The organism is Exiguobacterium sp. R-17, from assembly GCF_049913315.1.
GTDB lineage: Bacteria > Bacillota > Bacilli > Exiguobacteriales > Exiguobacteriaceae > Exiguobacterium_A.
Window position 1 is genome coordinate 2,158,921 of sequence record NZ_CP184372.1, and the last position, 16,188, is coordinate 2,175,108.

General features: G+C 46.1%; 14 protein-coding genes. 3 read left to right on the plus strand and 11 right to left on the minus strand.

The features are described from left to right. Positions 1-3 precede the first annotated feature (3 nt). Entirely contained in the window at positions 4-1,470 is a 1,467-nt protein-coding gene (locus ACN9MT_RS11485) for a UDP-N-acetylmuramoyl-L-alanyl-D-glutamate--2,6-diaminopimelate ligase (RefSeq protein ID WP_426272211.1), read from the minus strand. 248 nt (positions 1,471-1,718) lie between these two features. Between ACN9MT_RS11485 and ACN9MT_RS11490 the strand changes: the two genes are divergently transcribed. Further along, a complete protein-coding gene (locus ACN9MT_RS11490; RefSeq protein ID WP_426272212.1) occupies positions 1,719-2,147 on the plus strand; it encodes a MarR family winged helix-turn-helix transcriptional regulator in 429 nt (142 codons plus the stop codon). Beyond that, positions 2,144-3,331, plus strand: coding sequence for an MFS transporter (locus ACN9MT_RS11495; protein WP_426272213.1), 1,188 nt, complete (start codon positions 2,144-2,146; stop codon positions 3,329-3,331). Before ACN9MT_RS11490 ends, ACN9MT_RS11495 begins: the two co-directional genes overlap by 4 nt. 67 nt (positions 3,332-3,398) lie before the next feature. Here the strand turns inward: ACN9MT_RS11495 and pheT are convergent, their stop codons facing one another. The 8 genes from pheT to infC form a co-directional block, all read right to left on the minus strand. Beyond that, the gene (gene pheT, locus ACN9MT_RS11500) at positions 3,399-5,795 is read right to left on the minus strand and encodes a phenylalanine--tRNA ligase subunit beta (RefSeq protein ID WP_426272214.1); all 2,397 of its coding nucleotides are present in this window, start codon (positions 5,793-5,795) and stop codon (positions 3,399-3,401) included. Between the two features lie 12 nt (positions 5,796-5,807). Continuing rightward, a complete protein-coding gene (pheS, locus tag ACN9MT_RS11505; RefSeq protein ID WP_056062640.1) occupies positions 5,808-6,830 on the minus strand; it encodes a phenylalanine--tRNA ligase subunit alpha in 1,023 nt (340 codons plus the stop codon). Positions 6,831-7,138: 308 nt separating this feature from the next. Next, the gene (locus ACN9MT_RS11510; protein WP_426273514.1) at positions 7,139-7,924 is read right to left on the minus strand and encodes a TrmH family RNA methyltransferase; all 786 of its coding nucleotides are present in this window, start codon (positions 7,922-7,924) and stop codon (positions 7,139-7,141) included. Then, entirely contained in the window at positions 7,899-8,981 is a 1,083-nt protein-coding gene (locus tag ACN9MT_RS11515; RefSeq protein ID WP_426272215.1) for a M42 family metallopeptidase, read from the minus strand. The genes ACN9MT_RS11510 and ACN9MT_RS11515 overlap by 26 nt, the downstream gene beginning before the upstream one ends. A gap of 12 nt (positions 8,982-8,993) precedes the next feature. Continuing rightward, positions 8,994-9,476, minus strand: coding sequence for a dUTP diphosphatase (locus ACN9MT_RS11520; protein ID WP_035406331.1), 483 nt, complete (start codon positions 9,474-9,476; stop codon positions 8,994-8,996). A gap of 118 nt (positions 9,477-9,594) precedes the next feature. Next, on the minus strand, positions 9,595-9,954 hold the full coding sequence (gene rplT / locus ACN9MT_RS11525; RefSeq protein WP_012371057.1) for a 50S ribosomal protein L20: 360 nt from the start codon (positions 9,952-9,954) through the stop codon (positions 9,595-9,597). Between the two features lie 37 nt (positions 9,955-9,991). Continuing rightward, on the minus strand, positions 9,992-10,186 hold the full coding sequence (rpmI, locus tag ACN9MT_RS11530) for a 50S ribosomal protein L35 (protein ID WP_023469015.1): 195 nt from the start codon (positions 10,184-10,186) through the stop codon (positions 9,992-9,994). A gap of 27 nt (positions 10,187-10,213) precedes the next feature. Then, a complete protein-coding gene (gene infC / locus ACN9MT_RS11535) occupies positions 10,214-10,744 on the minus strand; it encodes a translation initiation factor IF-3 (RefSeq protein WP_035406328.1) in 531 nt (176 codons plus the stop codon). Between the two features lie 432 nt (positions 10,745-11,176). On the opposite strand from infC, the gene ACN9MT_RS11540 reads away from it, so the two are divergent. Further along, on the plus strand, positions 11,177-12,646 hold the full coding sequence (locus ACN9MT_RS11540) for a catalase (RefSeq protein ID WP_035406325.1): 1,470 nt from the start codon (positions 11,177-11,179) through the stop codon (positions 12,644-12,646). A gap of 47 nt (positions 12,647-12,693) precedes the next feature. Here the strand turns inward: ACN9MT_RS11540 and ACN9MT_RS11545 are convergent, their stop codons facing one another. Both ACN9MT_RS11545 and thrS read right to left on the minus strand, forming a co-directional pair. Beyond that, a complete protein-coding gene (locus ACN9MT_RS11545; protein ID WP_290751950.1) occupies positions 12,694-13,899 on the minus strand; it encodes a right-handed parallel beta-helix repeat-containing protein in 1,206 nt (401 codons plus the stop codon). A 217-nt stretch (positions 13,900-14,116) separates the two neighbouring features. After that, positions 14,117-16,057 carry a threonine--tRNA ligase gene (gene thrS, locus ACN9MT_RS11550; protein ID WP_035406322.1) on the minus strand — a complete coding sequence of 647 codons (1,941 nt, stop codon included), beginning with the start codon at positions 16,055-16,057 and terminating at the stop codon, positions 14,117-14,119. Positions 16,058-16,188: the final 131 nt, after the last annotated feature.

The window sequence follows — 16,188 nt, forward strand, 5'->3', positions numbered from 1 at the left end:
TTTTTAAATGACGGATTCTTCTTCAGACAGCCGTTCTAGTTCCGCAAGCAGTATATGTTTTTCATTAAATGGAATCGTTTTAGTTCCGATTCGTTCCACCTCATCATGCCCTTTTCCGACAATGACGACGCGTTGCCCTCGATGTGCGAGATGTGCGGCTTGTACGAGTGCTTCATGACGAGACGTGTGACACCCAATTAACCGCTCTTTCGGAACATCAACAATTAACTCATCGATGATCTGATTCGGAGCCTCTGATCTCGCATCATGAACGGTTGCTATGATATGTTCGCAATATTTACTTGCGATTCGTCCCATCTCCGCTCGTTTTGATCGGTCACGCTCTCCAGCTGCACTCAAGACAATCGATAGCGACTCGCCTATATAAGTAAGTGCCTGTAAACATTTTTCTAGACCATCTGGGGTATGCGCATAATCGAGATAGATTTCGCAAGAAGTCCATTCCAGTCGTTCAAGTCGTCCTTTCGGTAACTCCAGTTCTGGAATATGACGAATCAGTGCATACAGATTGGCATTGCCTGCCCGCAATAACCCCATTGCTGCCGCTAAATTCGCCGCATTGAATTCACCAAGTAAAGCTGTCGGTACACGTGTCGTCGTCTCATCGATCCGGACATTGATGGTGTCGGTCAGCCATTCGACTGCGATTTGTGACGTCCGGTGTGGTTGCGTCGTATACCAAATAACTGGTTGCAAAGGTGCGGCCTCTCGCATGACACGACTCCAACCGTCTTCTCGATTTAAGACGATGGTCTGTCCATTTGACGCAGCAACTTGTTGAAATAACAAAGCTTTCGTCTTGGCGTACTCTTCCATCGAATGATGATAATCAAGATGATCATGCGATAAATTCGTAAAGGCTGCCGAATGGAAGGAAACTCCCTCGACTCTCCCTTCAGCGAGCGCATGAGAAGACACTTCAATAATACAATCCGTCACACCTTGTTCAACCATCTCGAACAATAATCGATGCAGAATGATCGCTTCGGGCGTCGTATTGGGCGTCTCGATGAGTTCTTCATCGATCCGTGCACCGACCGTGCTGATCATGCCGGCTTTCACACCAGTCGCCCGAAAGAGATCGTACGCTAATTTCGTTGTCGTCGTTTTTCCGTTCGTTCCTGTTACACCATAAACACGCATTTTTTGACTCGGTTGGTTGTAAAAGCGATTCGCGACTTGACCTGCAAGTCGTTTTGTATCCGGTACGATGATGATAGGAACTGGACAGTCGGGAAACGGCCGTTCAGCCAAAATTGCAACAGCTCCATTTTCGATTGCTTGATTGATATAATCGTGACCATCAACGGTGTAACCGTCGATACAAATAAACAGTCCATTCGGTTTGATTTGACGTGAATCGGTGGCGATATTCGTGATCAATGGATTGATTGCTTCATTTATAGGAATTGGCAATAGTTCAGTCAGAAGCTTCGCTAGTCGATTCATGATGTACTCTTCCCTTCTTCTCTCTATGTCCAAATAGTCCAGTCAACTTATCGTAAGAGCAAGCACTCGATGTTTTAAGTTATACAAATACCCTTTTACGGAACATACCCCGTTCAAGCATTGCTTAATCTTTTTCATTCAAGAACCTCATTCCTGTTAATACATGCACGAAGTTTTTTCACCTTGCACCTCTCACCCAGCTTTGATACACTCTTAAGGTTAACTAGTTAACTAAAGGAGAAATAAATATGCTTTATACTCAAGAAGATGTCCTCGGACAACTATCCAAAGTATCACGTCTCGTCAAACGAGAAGTTGATGCTACCTTAGCTCCATATTCCTTACATACGGGTCAATGGGCGCTATTGAAAGCAGTTGCGTTATTACAACCTGTTTCACAAGTTCAATTGGCACATTATTTGATCATCGAAAAACCAGCTGTGACAAAAACCGTTTCACGTCTTGAGACACTCGGATTCATCAATCGAACGAAAGAAGGACGAACACACTTCGTCTCGTTGACACCTTTAGCCATCGAACGGTTCGATCAAATCGACGCTGCTGTCCAAGAGACACATCAACGATTACTTGCCCCCTTCCCCCTTACCGATCAGCAACAACTCGGTGAATGGATGACGCACTTACTCACTCTACATCGACAGGAGGAATCCTCATGACCACTCGATTATTTTCACGTCATTACGTCATGACGTTGATCATCAATTTATTGCTCTTCATCACGTTTTACCTACTCAATGCCTCACTGCCTTTACTGGCTGCTAAGCAGTTTCCAGTCTCTGCTTCAGCACTCGGATGGATTGTGACTAGCTTCATCCTGGCAACGGTCTGTTCTCGTCCATTGATTGGTCACTGGTTGGATCGTTACGATTTGAAGCGCGTCTTGATGATCTCTGCGACTCTCTTTACAATGATGAGCATTTGTTACCTGCTCGTCCTACCACTGGAATCATTCTTCTATTTGATCATCATCCGTATCATTCATGGTTTTAGTTTTGGGATGTTGTCTTCTTCAATCAGTCTCGCTGTCACGACATTGATCCCAAAAACACGTCAAGGCGAAGGTATGGGATATTTTGTACTATCGATGAACTTGGCATCCGTTCTTGGTCCTGTCATCGGTCTAACCTTTATTCAAGAAAAAGCCTTTGCTCTTTATTTCGTGACGGTTGCTGCCCTAGCCATCATCGCCTTATTGTTAATGATGCGTTTGCCACTAACAAGCCAACATATTCCAAGCACATCCGCATTTCGTTTAAGCCAGTCTCTCTTTTTATCGCGTCCACTTTTGTTAGTAGCGACCCTTTTGGCAGGCGTTGCAATTTCTAGTACTTCAGCATTCATTTCACTGTATACGGACTCGATCGGACATGTGGCATATGCTTCTTATTTTTATGCGTTAGTTGCTCTTGGAATGGTCGGGATTCGACCAATTGCCGGAAAACTGTTCGACCAGCGGGGTGCCGCATTCGTGTTATTGCCATCGTTTGTTCTTTATATGATTGGCTTTGTCATTCTCGGCATGTATCCTTCTTTTGCCGGTTTATTGACTGCTGCCGTCATCATTGGTGTCGGTTCGGCATCTATCTTCCCGGGTCTTCAAACCGTTCTCTTGAATTTCGCACCTCCCGCACAGAAAGGGAAAGCCATCTCGACCTTTTTCCTTGCTTACGACACAGGCTTCGGAATCGGTGCCTTGATTCTCGCCACAGTTGCAAGCGGTATTGGCTATTCGAATATGTTCTTATCCTGTAGTCTAATCGTTCTCGTAAGTGGTCTACTGTACTTTATCTTTACGAAACGACAAGCTACATCATCTGAAGCAGAAGAACTAGCTTCTTAAATCTATCTCGTCAAACGAAAACAGCCACCTTCCTCTAAGAGGAAAGCGGCTGTTTTTTTCATTCTGATTATGCACGAAGTTCCGCATTGAAAGTTTCTTTCACTGCATCAACGACTCGCTGTTGCGCTGTCGTAATCTCTTCGTCGACGAGCGTCCGTTCTTTGTTTTGGTAACGAAGAGAGAAGGCGAACGATTTTTCATGTTCTCCAACGTTCTCTCCCGTATAGACATCGAATAATTCGATTGCCTGTAGAAGTGGACCGGCCGCCTCCGTCATGACATCGACGATTGATTGTGCCGTCACTGATCGCTCAACGACGATTGCTAAGTCACGTGTCATCGATGGGAAACGTGAGATTTCCGAGTAGACCTGTTCTTCCTTCGAACGCAATGCCATTGCCTCTAACTCGAAGACGTACACTTCTTTTAGACCATACTGTTCTTTTGACAGACCAGGATGCACTTGACCGACGAATCCGATTGCTTCTCCATCAAGCAGAATACGTGCCGTCCGCCCTGGGTGCATCGATGGAATGCTCGCTGCCTCAAACGTCAACGTGATACCAGACGCAGATGCGAGTGTCTCGACGATTCCTTTCATGACGAAGAAATCTGTTTTAACAAGTGTACCATGAGCACGGTGTTGTTCTGATACACCAACTGCGACGCCACCAATCATTTCTTGTTCGATTGGAAGTGTCTCAAGTGAAGCATCTCGTTGTAGATAAACACTACCGAGTTCATAGAACGCGACATCTGCATGCTGTCGAGCGACGTTATGTTGTGCGACTTCAAGGAGTCCCGGAATAAGTGATGTCCGCAATGTCGAACGTGCTTCACTGATTGGCATCGCCAGTTTGACTGGATGCAGATCTTCCCGTTCATTGAATTGCATCGCGCGTTGCTCGCTCGTCAATGAATACGTGATTGCTTGTGAGAGACCCGCTCCCTGCAATGTCCGGCGTAAATGACGACGATGGATGTTCCGTTTTGGTAAGAAACCACGGCTCGCTTCAGACGGTAAGCTTGAAGTCAGTGCATCATATCCATAGAGACGTGCGACCTCTTCCGCTAAATCAGCCGGAATTTTCAAATCTTGGCGGCGAGTCGGTACGCTGACCGTCAAGGCATCCCCCGATAATTCAACACCGAGACCAAGACGTTCGAGTAACGTTTGCATGACCGTTCCTTCAATTTCCATACCAAGACGATGATTGATGTACGAGACACTCGCTTCAATCAAATGATCGTCAAGCTCGAGCGTTCCGGCTTGAGCGACACCGGCTTGAACCGTTCCACCCGAGAGTTCAGCAATCAAAGCTGCAGCACGATCGAGTGCTAACAAGACACGACGTGGATCGACACCTTTTTCAAAACGCGCACTCGAGTCAGAACGGAGTCCAAGAACACGGCTCGTCTTCCGGACAGAAATCGGTGCGAAATAAGCAGACTCTAAAATGATCGATGTCGTATTACCGTCCACTTCGGTATTTGCTCCACCCATGACTCCAGCAAGCGCGACCGGGCGTTCACCGTCTGTGATGACGAGCATCGAAGAATCAAGTGTCCGCTCGACTTCGTCTAACGTCGTGAATGACTCCCCTGCACGTGCTTGACGCACGACGATTTGTTTCCCGAGTTTTTCGGCATCGAATGAATGAAGCGGCTGACCTGTTTCAAGTAAAACGAAGTTCGTGACGTCGACGACGTTGTTGATCGGACGAATGCCGTTCGCGATCAAGCGGTTTTTTAACCAAGTCGGTGATTCTTGAATCGTCACCCCTTGAATTTCTCGTGCCGCGTAGAACGGGCAGTCCTCTGAATCAAGCGTCACGTCGACTGCCGTCGCAGTTTCTGCTTCGTTGACTTCAACGACCGGGAAAGTCGGTGTCGTGTCATAAAGCGCGGCCACTTCGTGTGCGACACCATACATGCTGAGGCAGTCCGAACGGTTCGGCGTTAATCCAAGTTCGAGGATTTCATCACGTAGACCGAGTAATTCCAAGACGTCTTGTCCTGGTGTGACTGGTTCACGGAACGTATGGATTCCGTCCTGCTCATCTTCTCGGATATATTTTTTTTCGAATCCGAGTTCTTCGAGTGAACAGATCATCCCTTCCGAGACGACACCGCGCAATTTGGCACGTTTAATTTTAATCCCTGGCAAGCGAGCTCCGACACGCGCGACGATGACATCTTGTCCTGCTTCGACGTTCGGTGCACCACACACGATTTGAACTGGTTCGTCTTGTCCGATGTCAACTGTCGTAACGTTTAATTTATCTGCTTCTGGATGTTTTTCTTTCGTTAATACACGTCCGACGACGATGTTGTTTAACGCTTCATCCCGGACATCGACGCCTTCGACTTCGATTCCACTCTTCGTAATCAAATCAGCCAGGTCTTGTCCTGATGTATGACTGACATCCACATATTCGTTCAACCATTGTTTTGAGACTAACATCTGCGTTCCCCCTTAAAACTGTTCGCTGAAGCGAACGTCATTCGTATAGAAGTGACGAATATCATCGACACCGTATTTCAACATGGCAATCCGTTCGATACCCATCCCGAATGCGAAACCTGACATTTTCGTGCTATCATACTCAGCCATTTCGAGAACGTGAGGATGTACCATTCCAGCACCTAGAATTTCAATCCAACCCGTCTGTTTACAGATGTTGCATCCTTTACCGCCACATTTGAAGCACGAGACGTCGACTTCGACAGACGGCTCTGTGAACGGGAAGAAACTTGGGCGTAAGCGGACTTCACGTGCTTCACCGAACATCTGCTTCGCGAAGGCTTCAAGTGTTCCTTTTAAGTCTGCCATCGAAATCGATTCTCCGACGACGAGTCCTTCGACTTGCATGAATTGGTGCGAATGCGTCGCATCATCTTCATCCCGGCGATAGACTTTACCTGGGCAGAGAATGCGAATCGGTTCCCCTTTAGAAGCGAGCATCGTCCGCGCTTGGACTGGTGACGTATGCGTTCGCATCAAAATTTCTTCCGTGATGTAGAATGAATCTTGCATATCACGTGCCGGATGATCCTTCGGTAAATTCAACATCTCGAAGTTGAAAAGATCTTGCTCGACTTCTGGACCTTCCGCAATCGTATAACCGAGTCCGACGAAGATGTCTTCGATCTCATCTGACACCTGTTGCAAGAGGTGCGCATGACCGACCTTTTTCGGACGTCCTGGTAATGTGACGTCAATTGCTTCCGCTGCCAGTTTCGCATCCATTTCCTGCTGTTTGACGGCTGTCAGACGTTGTTCGAGTTGCTCCTGGATCGCTTGACGAACCGTATTCGCGATCTCACCGACGACTGGTCGTTCTTCCGCTGATAATTTTCCCATTCCTCGTAATACTTCCGTGATTGGTCCCTTTTTCCCGAGATACTTGACTCGAACGTCATTGAGATCTTTTTGTGTTGTTGCCTGATCGACTAATGTCAACGCTTCATCGCGTAACGCTTCTAATTGCTCGCGCATCTTTCCCACTCCTTTAGTTGAAGATATAAAAAAACGTCCCTCCGGCAAATGCCGAAGGGACGATGTAAACACCGTGGTACCACCCTTGTTTGACTTTTCAATCGAAAAGTCCTCCAATTGCGCGATAACGGGCGCATCCCGTCACGATCTCTCGTGCGACTCCGGAGTGAATTCGGTTAGCAGATTCACGAAGCAGTTTCCAGTCTATGACCGCTTCTCCCTGATTGAATCGTTCCCTAACGTACTCTGTTCCATCAACGTCCGTGATGTATTCCTGATGTTCACTTTAGCATGAACGCCTGTCGGTTTCAATCCACGCTTGCAAAATGATAGAGCAAAATGCCAGCCGCTACTGCCGCATTCAATGACTCCGCTTTACCGCGGATCGGGATGTAGGCACGCTCATCACAATAAGAGAGCAACTCTGGCGCAACGCCTTGTGCTTCGTTCCCGATGATCAAACCGAGTGCATCCATCGGTGCGATCGTTTGATAAGACGTCGCTCCTTCTAACGCCGTTCCGATCACAGCGATTCCTTGCTCGTGCAGGGCGTTGACTGCGTCTTCGAGTGGCATTGCGATAACAGGTAAGTGGAAAAGCGATCCTTGTGTCGCACGAATGACTTTTCCGTTATAGACGTCAACTGTTCCCGGTCCGACGACGACACCATCGAATCCAGCTGCGTCAGCTGTCCGAATCATCGTCCCGACATTCCCTGGATCTTGCAAACGATCGAGTAGCAGATAGCGTCCTCGCTCTAATTGTGCCGAGGCTTGTTTCATCTCACAGACAGCGAAGATGCCTTGCGACGTTTCCGTCTCAGCCAGTACTTTGATGACGGCTTCATCGATCGTAAAGACATCGGCATTTCGTTTCCAAGAACCGGGTACTTGATACGATTCACGTACAATCAATTCCTTGACGATTCCGGCGCGAACAGCCTCTTCAATCAGATGTTCTCCTTCGATCAAGAAACGGTTTGTCTGCAGACGTCCTTTTTTCGTTAAAAGTTTTTTCCATTGTTTGACGATTTCGTTCTTTGCTGATGCGATGTGCTTCATTATGTTATTACCCCTCGTAGATCGCTTGGACAGTCTCTGCATCAAGACGTTTTGTCACAGCAACGACTAAATCGACGGCTGCTTCGAAATCGGCTTTATGCATGATCGAGACGTTCGTGTGCAGGTAACGAATCGGTACAGTCAATGCAAGTGATGGAACACCTGTATTAGACAAATGGAATTTCGCTGCATCCGTTCCGCCACCTGGTGTTAAGTCCAGTTGATACTTGATATTTTCTTCTGTTGCGACTTTCGTCACGAAATCGATCAATCCGCGATGCGCGATCATCGTTGCATCGAACATGATGACTTGAACGCCTTCACCTAATTTCGACAATGCCTCACGATCGGTCATTCCTGGTGTATCACCCGGGATACCTGTATCGACAGCAAAGGCGATTGATGGTTTAAGCAGGTGTGCGACGGTTTGAGCCCCACGTAACCCGACTTCTTCCTGAACAGTCGCTCCTGCGAAAATCGTGTTCGGATGTCCGTCTGCTTTTAAGCGTTTGATTGCTTCGATTGCGATAGCACAACCAATCCGGTTGTCCCACGCTTTTGCCATCAAGAAGTTCTCATTTTTCATCACAGTAAATTCGCAATGTGGAACGACCGTATCACCCGGACGAATTCCCCAACCGTCGACTTCTTCTTTTGATGAAGCACCGATATCGATGAACATATCTTTAATGTCGACCGGCTTATTGCGCGCTTCCGGTGGTAAAACATGAGGTGGTTTTGCCCCGATTACGCCTGGAATGACTTCACCAGATGACGTCACAATATTCATACGCTGTGCCAAGAGGACTTGTCCCCACCAACCGCCGAGTGGTTGGAAACGAAGGAATCCTTTTTCATCGATCTTCGTGACCATGAATCCGACTTCATCCATGTGACCAGCAATCAGTACACGTGGTGCATCTTCGCCTGCGCCCTTATGTTCAGCAAATAGACTACCGAGACCATCTTGGTGGAGTGCTTCTGCATGAGGTTCTAAATATTCACGCATGAGGGTTCGGACTTCTTTTTCGTTTCCCGGTACACCTGTTGCGTCCGTGAGACGTTTTAGCATATGTAATTGTTCATTCATCTGATTTCCTCCTTAGTAACCGTTGTCTTGTCGCACATGGTTTGCTTCATTTTTAGAAATGTAAGCCTTGAAAATCATATCCTGTGTAAAGCCTAGTGTAGCACCTAATGCAAGGTATGCACCAATCAGAACGTCATAACTTTGTTCCGTCCGCGAGATCGCAAAAACGTTCGTTTTGTTATAGACGTCTAAAAAAGCATCTGTTGCTGTCAAATAGAAGTCACCTTCTGTAAAATGACTCTTCTTGTACTCAAGCGCTAGACCTAGTGAGAGTAGAAAATGGACGCCATCGACATATTCCTCAAGAATTGTGACTTGAGCGGATGGTCCTTTGTTCGACCAGAACTTAAAGCAACGTGTCTCGTTCGCAAGTTCACCGAGTTCGACCAATAAGGCAAGCAGACGCTCGTCGAATTGATTGCCTGTTAATTGATGTTCTGACTGAATCCGTTTATCCAACTGTTCTTGCATCTCAAAAAGTGTCAACCAATCCATCTTTAATTCTCCTTCTATCTAAAAAAATCATATGACCGTCTCATCGACGTGCCTTCTTATTTTATCATTAAATCGAAAAAAACGTCGGAGAATTAAATTCCCCGACGAATTGTAGAACTTAAGCGTTCAATTTTGCTTTTGCTGTGTCAGCAAGTGAAGCAAATGCAGTTGCATCTGTAACTGCGAGGTCAGCGAGCATCTTACGGTTAACGTCGATACCTGCTAATTTAAGACCATGCATCATGCGGCTGTAAGAAAGACCGTTGATACGTGCTGCTGCATTGATCCGAGTGATCCAGAGGCGACGGAAGTCACGTTTCTTTTGACGACGGTCACGGTAAGCGTACATGAGAGATTTCATGACTTGCTGTTTCGCAACCTTGAAGAGTGTATGTTTCGAGCCGTAGTAGCCCTTAGCTAATTTGAGTTGTTTTTTACGACGTTGACGAGTCGTATATCCGCCTTTTACGCGTGGCATATAAATTCCCTCCTAAATCTGTATACGATTGGATAAATTACTTCGCGATCATGTGACGGATGCGTTTGAAGTCACCCGTAGATACCATGCTAGCTTTACGTAATTTACGTTTCGCTTTTGTTGATTTGTTACCGAACAAGTGGCTTGTGTAAGCACGACCACGTTTCAATTTGCCAGAAGCAGTACGTTTGAAACGTTTAGAAGCACCGCGGTGCGATTTCATTTTAGGCATGAGAGATTCCCTCCTACTTCGATTCGATTAGTCTTCTTTCTTAGGAGCAAGCACGAGGAACATGCTGCGTCCTTCCATCTTCGGTCTCTGTTCCACAACACCGAACTCACTTAAATCCGTTGCGAGGCGTTCGAGAACGCGTCTACCGATTTCCGAGTGAGTGATGGCACGACCGCGGAAACGAATACTCGCTTTCACTTTGTTACCATTCTCCAAGAATTTCTTCGCATTACGGAATTTCGTTTGGAAGTCGTTCTCCTCGATCGTCGGGCTAAGACGAACTTCTTTCATCTGAATCACTTTCTGATTCTTCCGAGTTTCTTTGTCCTTCTTTTGCATCTCGAAACGGTATTTACCGTAGTCCATGATCTTACAAACTGGCGGTGTCGCTTGTGGAGCGACCATGACGAGGTCAAGTTCCGCTTCCTCTGCGAGACGTAGCGCTTCGTTGCGTGATTGGACACCTAGTTGAGCACCATCCGCTCCGATAAGACGAACTTCCCGGGCACGGATGCTTTCATTGATTAACAGATCTTTGCTAATGGTTAGCACCTCCATCGTGCAATGCACGAAAAATGAATGATAGAAAACGCTATAAAAAAAGCGTCGGCAGTTTTTCCCGCCCACACTCATAAGGAACGCCAAGGCACAGCATTTGCTATACATTGCGTATCTTCATGATGAACCAGTACGAGTTATCATACATGGTGAGAAGCGGGATGCTTCTGCTTTGTTGTCATTTCACTTTGCTATCATAGCACTTGTTTTCCCGTGATGTCAAGCCGCTTTCTATGTTCTTACAGAACGTTGCTCACATACTTGATTATAATAGCAATCCTTTTACGGATAAGCAAGAAGTTTCTAACCTGTTTTTCACGGGTACATTCATAACATGAAAAAAGATTCAGAACATTCGCAAGCAAAACTGTTTATTTAGAATGATTATTGTTTTATAATTAATTTAATCTTACATAAAGGGGAGAATAACAGATGACTGAAAAACGATTAACGACCAATCAAGGTGTACCAATCGGAGACAACCAGAATTCACGTACGGCTGGACGTCGCGGACCAACTTTATTAGAAGACTATCAATTAATTGAAAAGATGGCCCATTTCGATCGGGAACGTGTACCTGAGCGCGTCGTACATGCTCGTGGCTTTGGTGCTCACGGTGTCTTCACTGTCAAAAATTCGATGAAAAAGTACACGAAAGCTGCGTTTTTACAAGAAGAAGGGACAGAAGTTCCTGTTTTCGCCCGCTTCTCGACTGTTATTCACGGCACGCATTCTCCAGAGACGCTCCGCGATCCACGTGGATTCTCTGTCAAGTTCTATACAGAAGAAGGAAACTGGGATTTCGTCGGGAACAACCTTCCTGTCTTCTTCATTCGTGACGCCATGAAATTCCCGGATATGGTCCATTCTCTCAAACCAGATCCACGCACGAATATTCAAGATCCTGACCGTTACTGGGACTTCATGACACTTCGTCCGGAATCGACGAACATGCTCATGCATCTTTTCACGGATGAGGGTATTCCTGCAAGCTACCGTAAAATGCGTGGTTCTTCCGTTCACTCGTTCAAATGGGTGAATGCACACGGTAATACGGTTTATGTGAAACTACGCTGGGTACCAAAAGCTGGTGTTCATAATCTCTCAGCTGAAGAAGCAACAGAGATTCAAGGAAAAGATTTCAACCATGCTTCAAACGATACGTTCCAAGCGATTGAAGATGGCGATTACCCGGAATGGGATCTGTTCGTACAGGTACTTGATCCGGCTGACGTCGATCAGTTCGATTTCGATCCGCTCGATGCGACAAAAGATTGGTTTGAGGATGTCATTCCGTTCCAACACGTTGGTACAATGACATTGAACAAAAATGTCGACAACTACTTTGCTGAAACAGAATCGGTTGGTTTTAACCCAGGTGTCTTGATTCCAGGGATGTTGCCATCTGAAGATAAGTTACTACAAGGTCGCTTGTTCTCTTACTCAGATACACAACGCTATCGTATTGGCACGAATTATCAACAACTTCCAATCAACTGTCCGTTTGCACAAGTGAACAACTACCAACGTGACGGTGCAATGCCGGTCGGTCAGCAAACGAGTCCGGTCAACTACGAACCGAACCGTTATCAAGAAGAACCAAAAGAAACACCCGAGTATACGGAAGAAAATCAACCGTTGCTTGATGATAAACACGGTCGTCTCGAAATCGAGAAGACGAATAACTTTGGTCAAGCCGGAGAAGTATACCGTCGCCTGACAGAAGAAGAGCAAGCAGCTCTCTTGAAGAACCTCGTCAACGACCTTCAGCAAGTCCGTCATGAAAATACGGTCCTGCTCGCAATCTGTAACTTCTATCGTGCTGATGCATCACTCGGTCAGAAGCTATCAGAAGCTTTACAAGTCAATATCGAACCGTTCCTGCAACAAATGCGTTCATAACGCAAAACGAGCACCCTCGACACTAGTCTTGGGTGCTTGTTTGTGTCTTAGTATGGAATAAAATCGTAACGCTCTGCCGTTTTATACGTGAACTCGTTCAGTTTTTTGAATAAGACGATTTGATCGAGTCCAACCTGCTTGACCGTATTTTGTTGCATGTACCGTTTTTGATCTGCTGTAAACGTATTATAGATTGGAGCATATCCGTTACTTTGGAACGGTTGCATTTGAATCGCGCGATCCGCGTCTTCCAATCGATTGTAGCGAATCGTCCCTCCGACAACTCCTCTACCGAGAATCGTCATCGCTTTTCCATCTGCTCGATGCACGTTTCGGATCGTATTGTAACGGACCGTTGGATTCTTCCAGTTCATCATCGAAATCGCATAATCCTTCGTTCCGTCAATCGTGTTTTTTTCAATCCGGACATTCGTGTGTAATTTGTTTTCCGTGTATTGATGTGTGCCGATTGCCACATTGATGTTACGGAATAAGTTATTACGAATCGTGATATCTTCATTTGGAGTACCATCTTGATTCGACCACTTCCAGTTGAAACCCTTCGTGATTGGATCTGGGGTATCGAGATTAATCGATTCATTCGGACCTGTATTCGGTATCATGACGGCATCGACGAATTTCATGTTTTCGATGACTGCCTTCTTCGTTGCATCAAGTTCCATCGCATGTGAACCCTTTTGATTCCGTACCGTAATACCGCCGATGTACAAATTTTGATTATGGGCAATAGCGAAAGCCGAACCACGCGCATATTGATTCAAGTCGATCTGTGCATTCCCCTTACCGACGAGTTTAACATTCTGGGAACCGTTATATTTGCCAACTTTTTTATTCAGACGTAAAACAGATGGCGCAACGAAATCAAAGACACTCGTCGTCGAACTAATCTTTGTCGTCCCTGTCTCTGTCGTCTTTTTGATGATGACACCATCCTCTAGGATCACCGTCGTATTGGACGGGATACCAACACGTAACGGGGACAGATACGTTCCCTTTGTTAGAACGAGGGTGCCTCCCCCTTCTTTTTCAAGTCGTTCCAAATAAGAACGCATCGTATAATGATTGCGTGTCTTTGCATTATAGGTCGTATATTTACGGATTGCTGGGTCAATCGCTTCTGTTTTTGGTGTAATCCGGTATGTTTTTTTAATCGTTGTCGCCTTCGCTTCGCTCGGATGAATACCGATTAAAAGTGAAGAAGCGATGAATACAGCGAGAGTTGTTTTCTTCAATCTGTAACTTCCTTCCCATTCTTCAAAACATTTCATCCACTGAAGGTTTATTATAGCATTTATCCAATTAAAGGAAAAATGACATTTGGTCATTTTAGATAGATTCAGTTGGATGTTCTACCTGTTTCATCGGTATGAAATTGGTTTCTTTCAAGCATCCCATCACAAAAACAATCCGCCCTACATCAGCAGGGCGGATTGTTTTTGTATACATGAATTATTTTGAACGATTTGCGATTTCTTGCTCTAAATCTGCAATGAATTGTTCGAGTGATGCATTACTCGAGTCTTTTGAACCGTAACGACGAATGTTGACTTCGCGTGATTCAACTTCTTTGTCACCTAAAACGAGCATGACCGGTACTTTATTGACTTGTGCTTCACGAATACGATAACCGAGTTTCTCGTCACGGAAATCTGTTTCGACGCGGATTCCCTTTTTCAACAGGATCGCTTTGATTTCACGGGCATAGTCTTCATGAACACCAGAAACCGGAATCAATTTCACCTGAACGGGTGCGAGCCATGTTGGGAATGCGCCTTTGTATTCTTCGATCAAGTAAGCAACGAATCGTTCCATCGTTGATACGACACCTCGGTGTAAGACGACTGGACGGTGATCTTGTCCGTCGTTCCCTTTGTATGTCAATTCGAATCGCTCTGGTAAGAGGAAGTCGAGTTGGACTGTTGAGAGCGTCTCATCTTTACCAAGCGCTGTCCGAACTTGAACGTCAAGCTTTGGTCCGTAGAATGCGGCTTCGCCTTCTGCTTCGAAGTATTCGAGTTCGAGCTCATCCATTGTTTCTTTCAACTCACGTTGCGCCATTTCCCAGATCGCATCGTTGTCGAAGTACTTCTCTTTGTCCGCTGGGTCACGGTATGAAAGACGGAACTTGTAATCTGTGATCCCGAAATCAGCATAGACTTCTTGAATGAGATGAACGATGGCTTTAAACTCATCTTTCATTTGGTCAGGACGGACGAACGTATGTCCATCGTTAAGAACCATGTAACGAACACGTTGAAGACCAGTCAAGGCACCAGACATTTCGTAACGGTGCATGCCACCAAGCTCCGCGACACGAAGTGGTAAATCACGGTACGAACGTGGTTCGTTCTTATAGACCATCATATGGTGTGGACAGTTCATCGGGCGAAGAACAAGTTCTTCATTGTCCATCTCCATTTTCGGGAACATGTCATCTTGATAGTGATCCCAGTGCCCCGATGTCTTGTATAGATCGACTGAACCGAGGACCGGTGTATAGACGTGCTCATACCCAAGTTCGAGTTCTTTATCGACGATATAACGCTCGACTGTCCGACGGATCGCTGCTCCTTTTGGTAACCACATCGGAAGTCCTTGACCGACTTCTTGAGAAGTGAAGAATAAACCAAGTTCCTTCCCGAGTTTCCGGTGATCCCGTTCTTTTGCTTCAGCGAGGAAGTGGAGGTGTTGTTTCAACTGATCTTTTGTTGCCCATGCTGTACCGTAAATGCGTTGTAACATCTTGTTTTTCGAATCACCACGCCAGTAAGCACCAGCAATGCTCATCAATTTGAAGACTTGTAGCTTCGCTGTCGCTGGAACGTGTGGTCCACGGCAGAGATCGAAGAATTCGCCTTGACGGTAAATCGTCAAATCCTGATCAGCAGGAATCGACTCGATCAATTCAATCTTCAACGGATCATTGAGTTCTTTATAGATGGCGAGTGCCTCGTCACGCGAGACGACTTCTCGTTCGATCGGCAAGTTTTCACCGGCGATTTTATTCATCATCTTCTCGATTTCTGGAAGGTCCTCTTCTGTCAGACGACGTTCCATATCGATGTCATAGTAAAAACCATTCTCGATTGTCGGTCCAATTCCAAGATGAATCGTTTCATCCGGATACAGACGTTTGATGGCTTGTGCCATCAAATGAGCTGATGAGTGACGAATCAAGTCGAGCCCTTCTTCTGAATCCGGCATGATCAATTCAATTGTACCGTCCTCTTCGATTGGACGACGGTAATCGATGGCGTGCCCGTTCAGTTTAGCAGCAAAGGCTTTTTTACGAAGACCTGGGCTGATCGAAGCTGCCACTTCTTCAGCTGTCGTGCCGGCTGCAAATTCCTTTACGGCGCCGTCTGGAAATGTAAGTGCGATGTTTGACATGACTGTTTCCCCCTTTTACAAAATAAAAAAGACTCATCCCTAAAAAGGGACGAGTCTTAATCTCGTGGTACCACCCTCGTTCCCGGACCATGCACTGGTTCGGCTCGAACACGCGTTAACGGGCGTGAGGC

Coding starts and splice junctions, on each gene's coding strand:
- ACN9MT_RS11485 (WP_426272211.1), bottom strand. CDS start 1,470: ATGAATCGACTAGCGAAGCTTCTGACTGAACTATTGCCAATTCCTATA.
- thrS (WP_035406322.1), bottom strand. CDS start 16,057: ATGTCAAACATCGCACTTACATTTCCAGACGGCGCCGTAAAGGAATTT.
- ACN9MT_RS11495 (WP_426272213.1), top strand. CDS start 2,144: ATGACCACTCGATTATTTTCACGTCATTACGTCATGACGTTGATCATC.
- ACN9MT_RS11520 (WP_035406331.1), bottom strand. CDS start 9,476: ATGGATTGGTTGACACTTTTTGAGATGCAAGAACAGTTGGATAAACGG.
- rplT (WP_012371057.1), bottom strand. CDS start 9,954: ATGCCACGCGTAAAAGGCGGATATACGACTCGTCAACGTCGTAAAAAA.
- ACN9MT_RS11490 (WP_426272212.1), top strand. CDS start 1,719: ATGCTTTATACTCAAGAAGATGTCCTCGGACAACTATCCAAAGTATCA.
- rpmI (WP_023469015.1), bottom strand. CDS start 10,186: ATGCCTAAAATGAAATCGCACCGCGGTGCTTCTAAACGTTTCAAACGT.
- pheS (WP_056062640.1), bottom strand. CDS start 6,830: ATGCGCGAGCAATTAGAAGCGTTACGCGATGAAGCGTTGACATTAGTC.
- ACN9MT_RS11540 (WP_035406325.1), top strand. CDS start 11,177: ATGACTGAAAAACGATTAACGACCAATCAAGGTGTACCAATCGGAGAC.
- ACN9MT_RS11515 (WP_426272215.1), bottom strand. CDS start 8,981: ATGAATGAACAATTACATATGCTAAAACGTCTCACGGACGCAACAGGT.
- pheT (WP_426272214.1), bottom strand. CDS start 5,795: ATGTTAGTCTCAAAACAATGGTTGAACGAATATGTGGATGTCAGTCAT.
- infC (WP_035406328.1), bottom strand. CDS start 10,744: ATGGAGGTGCTAACCATTAGCAAAGATCTGTTAATCAATGAAAGCATC.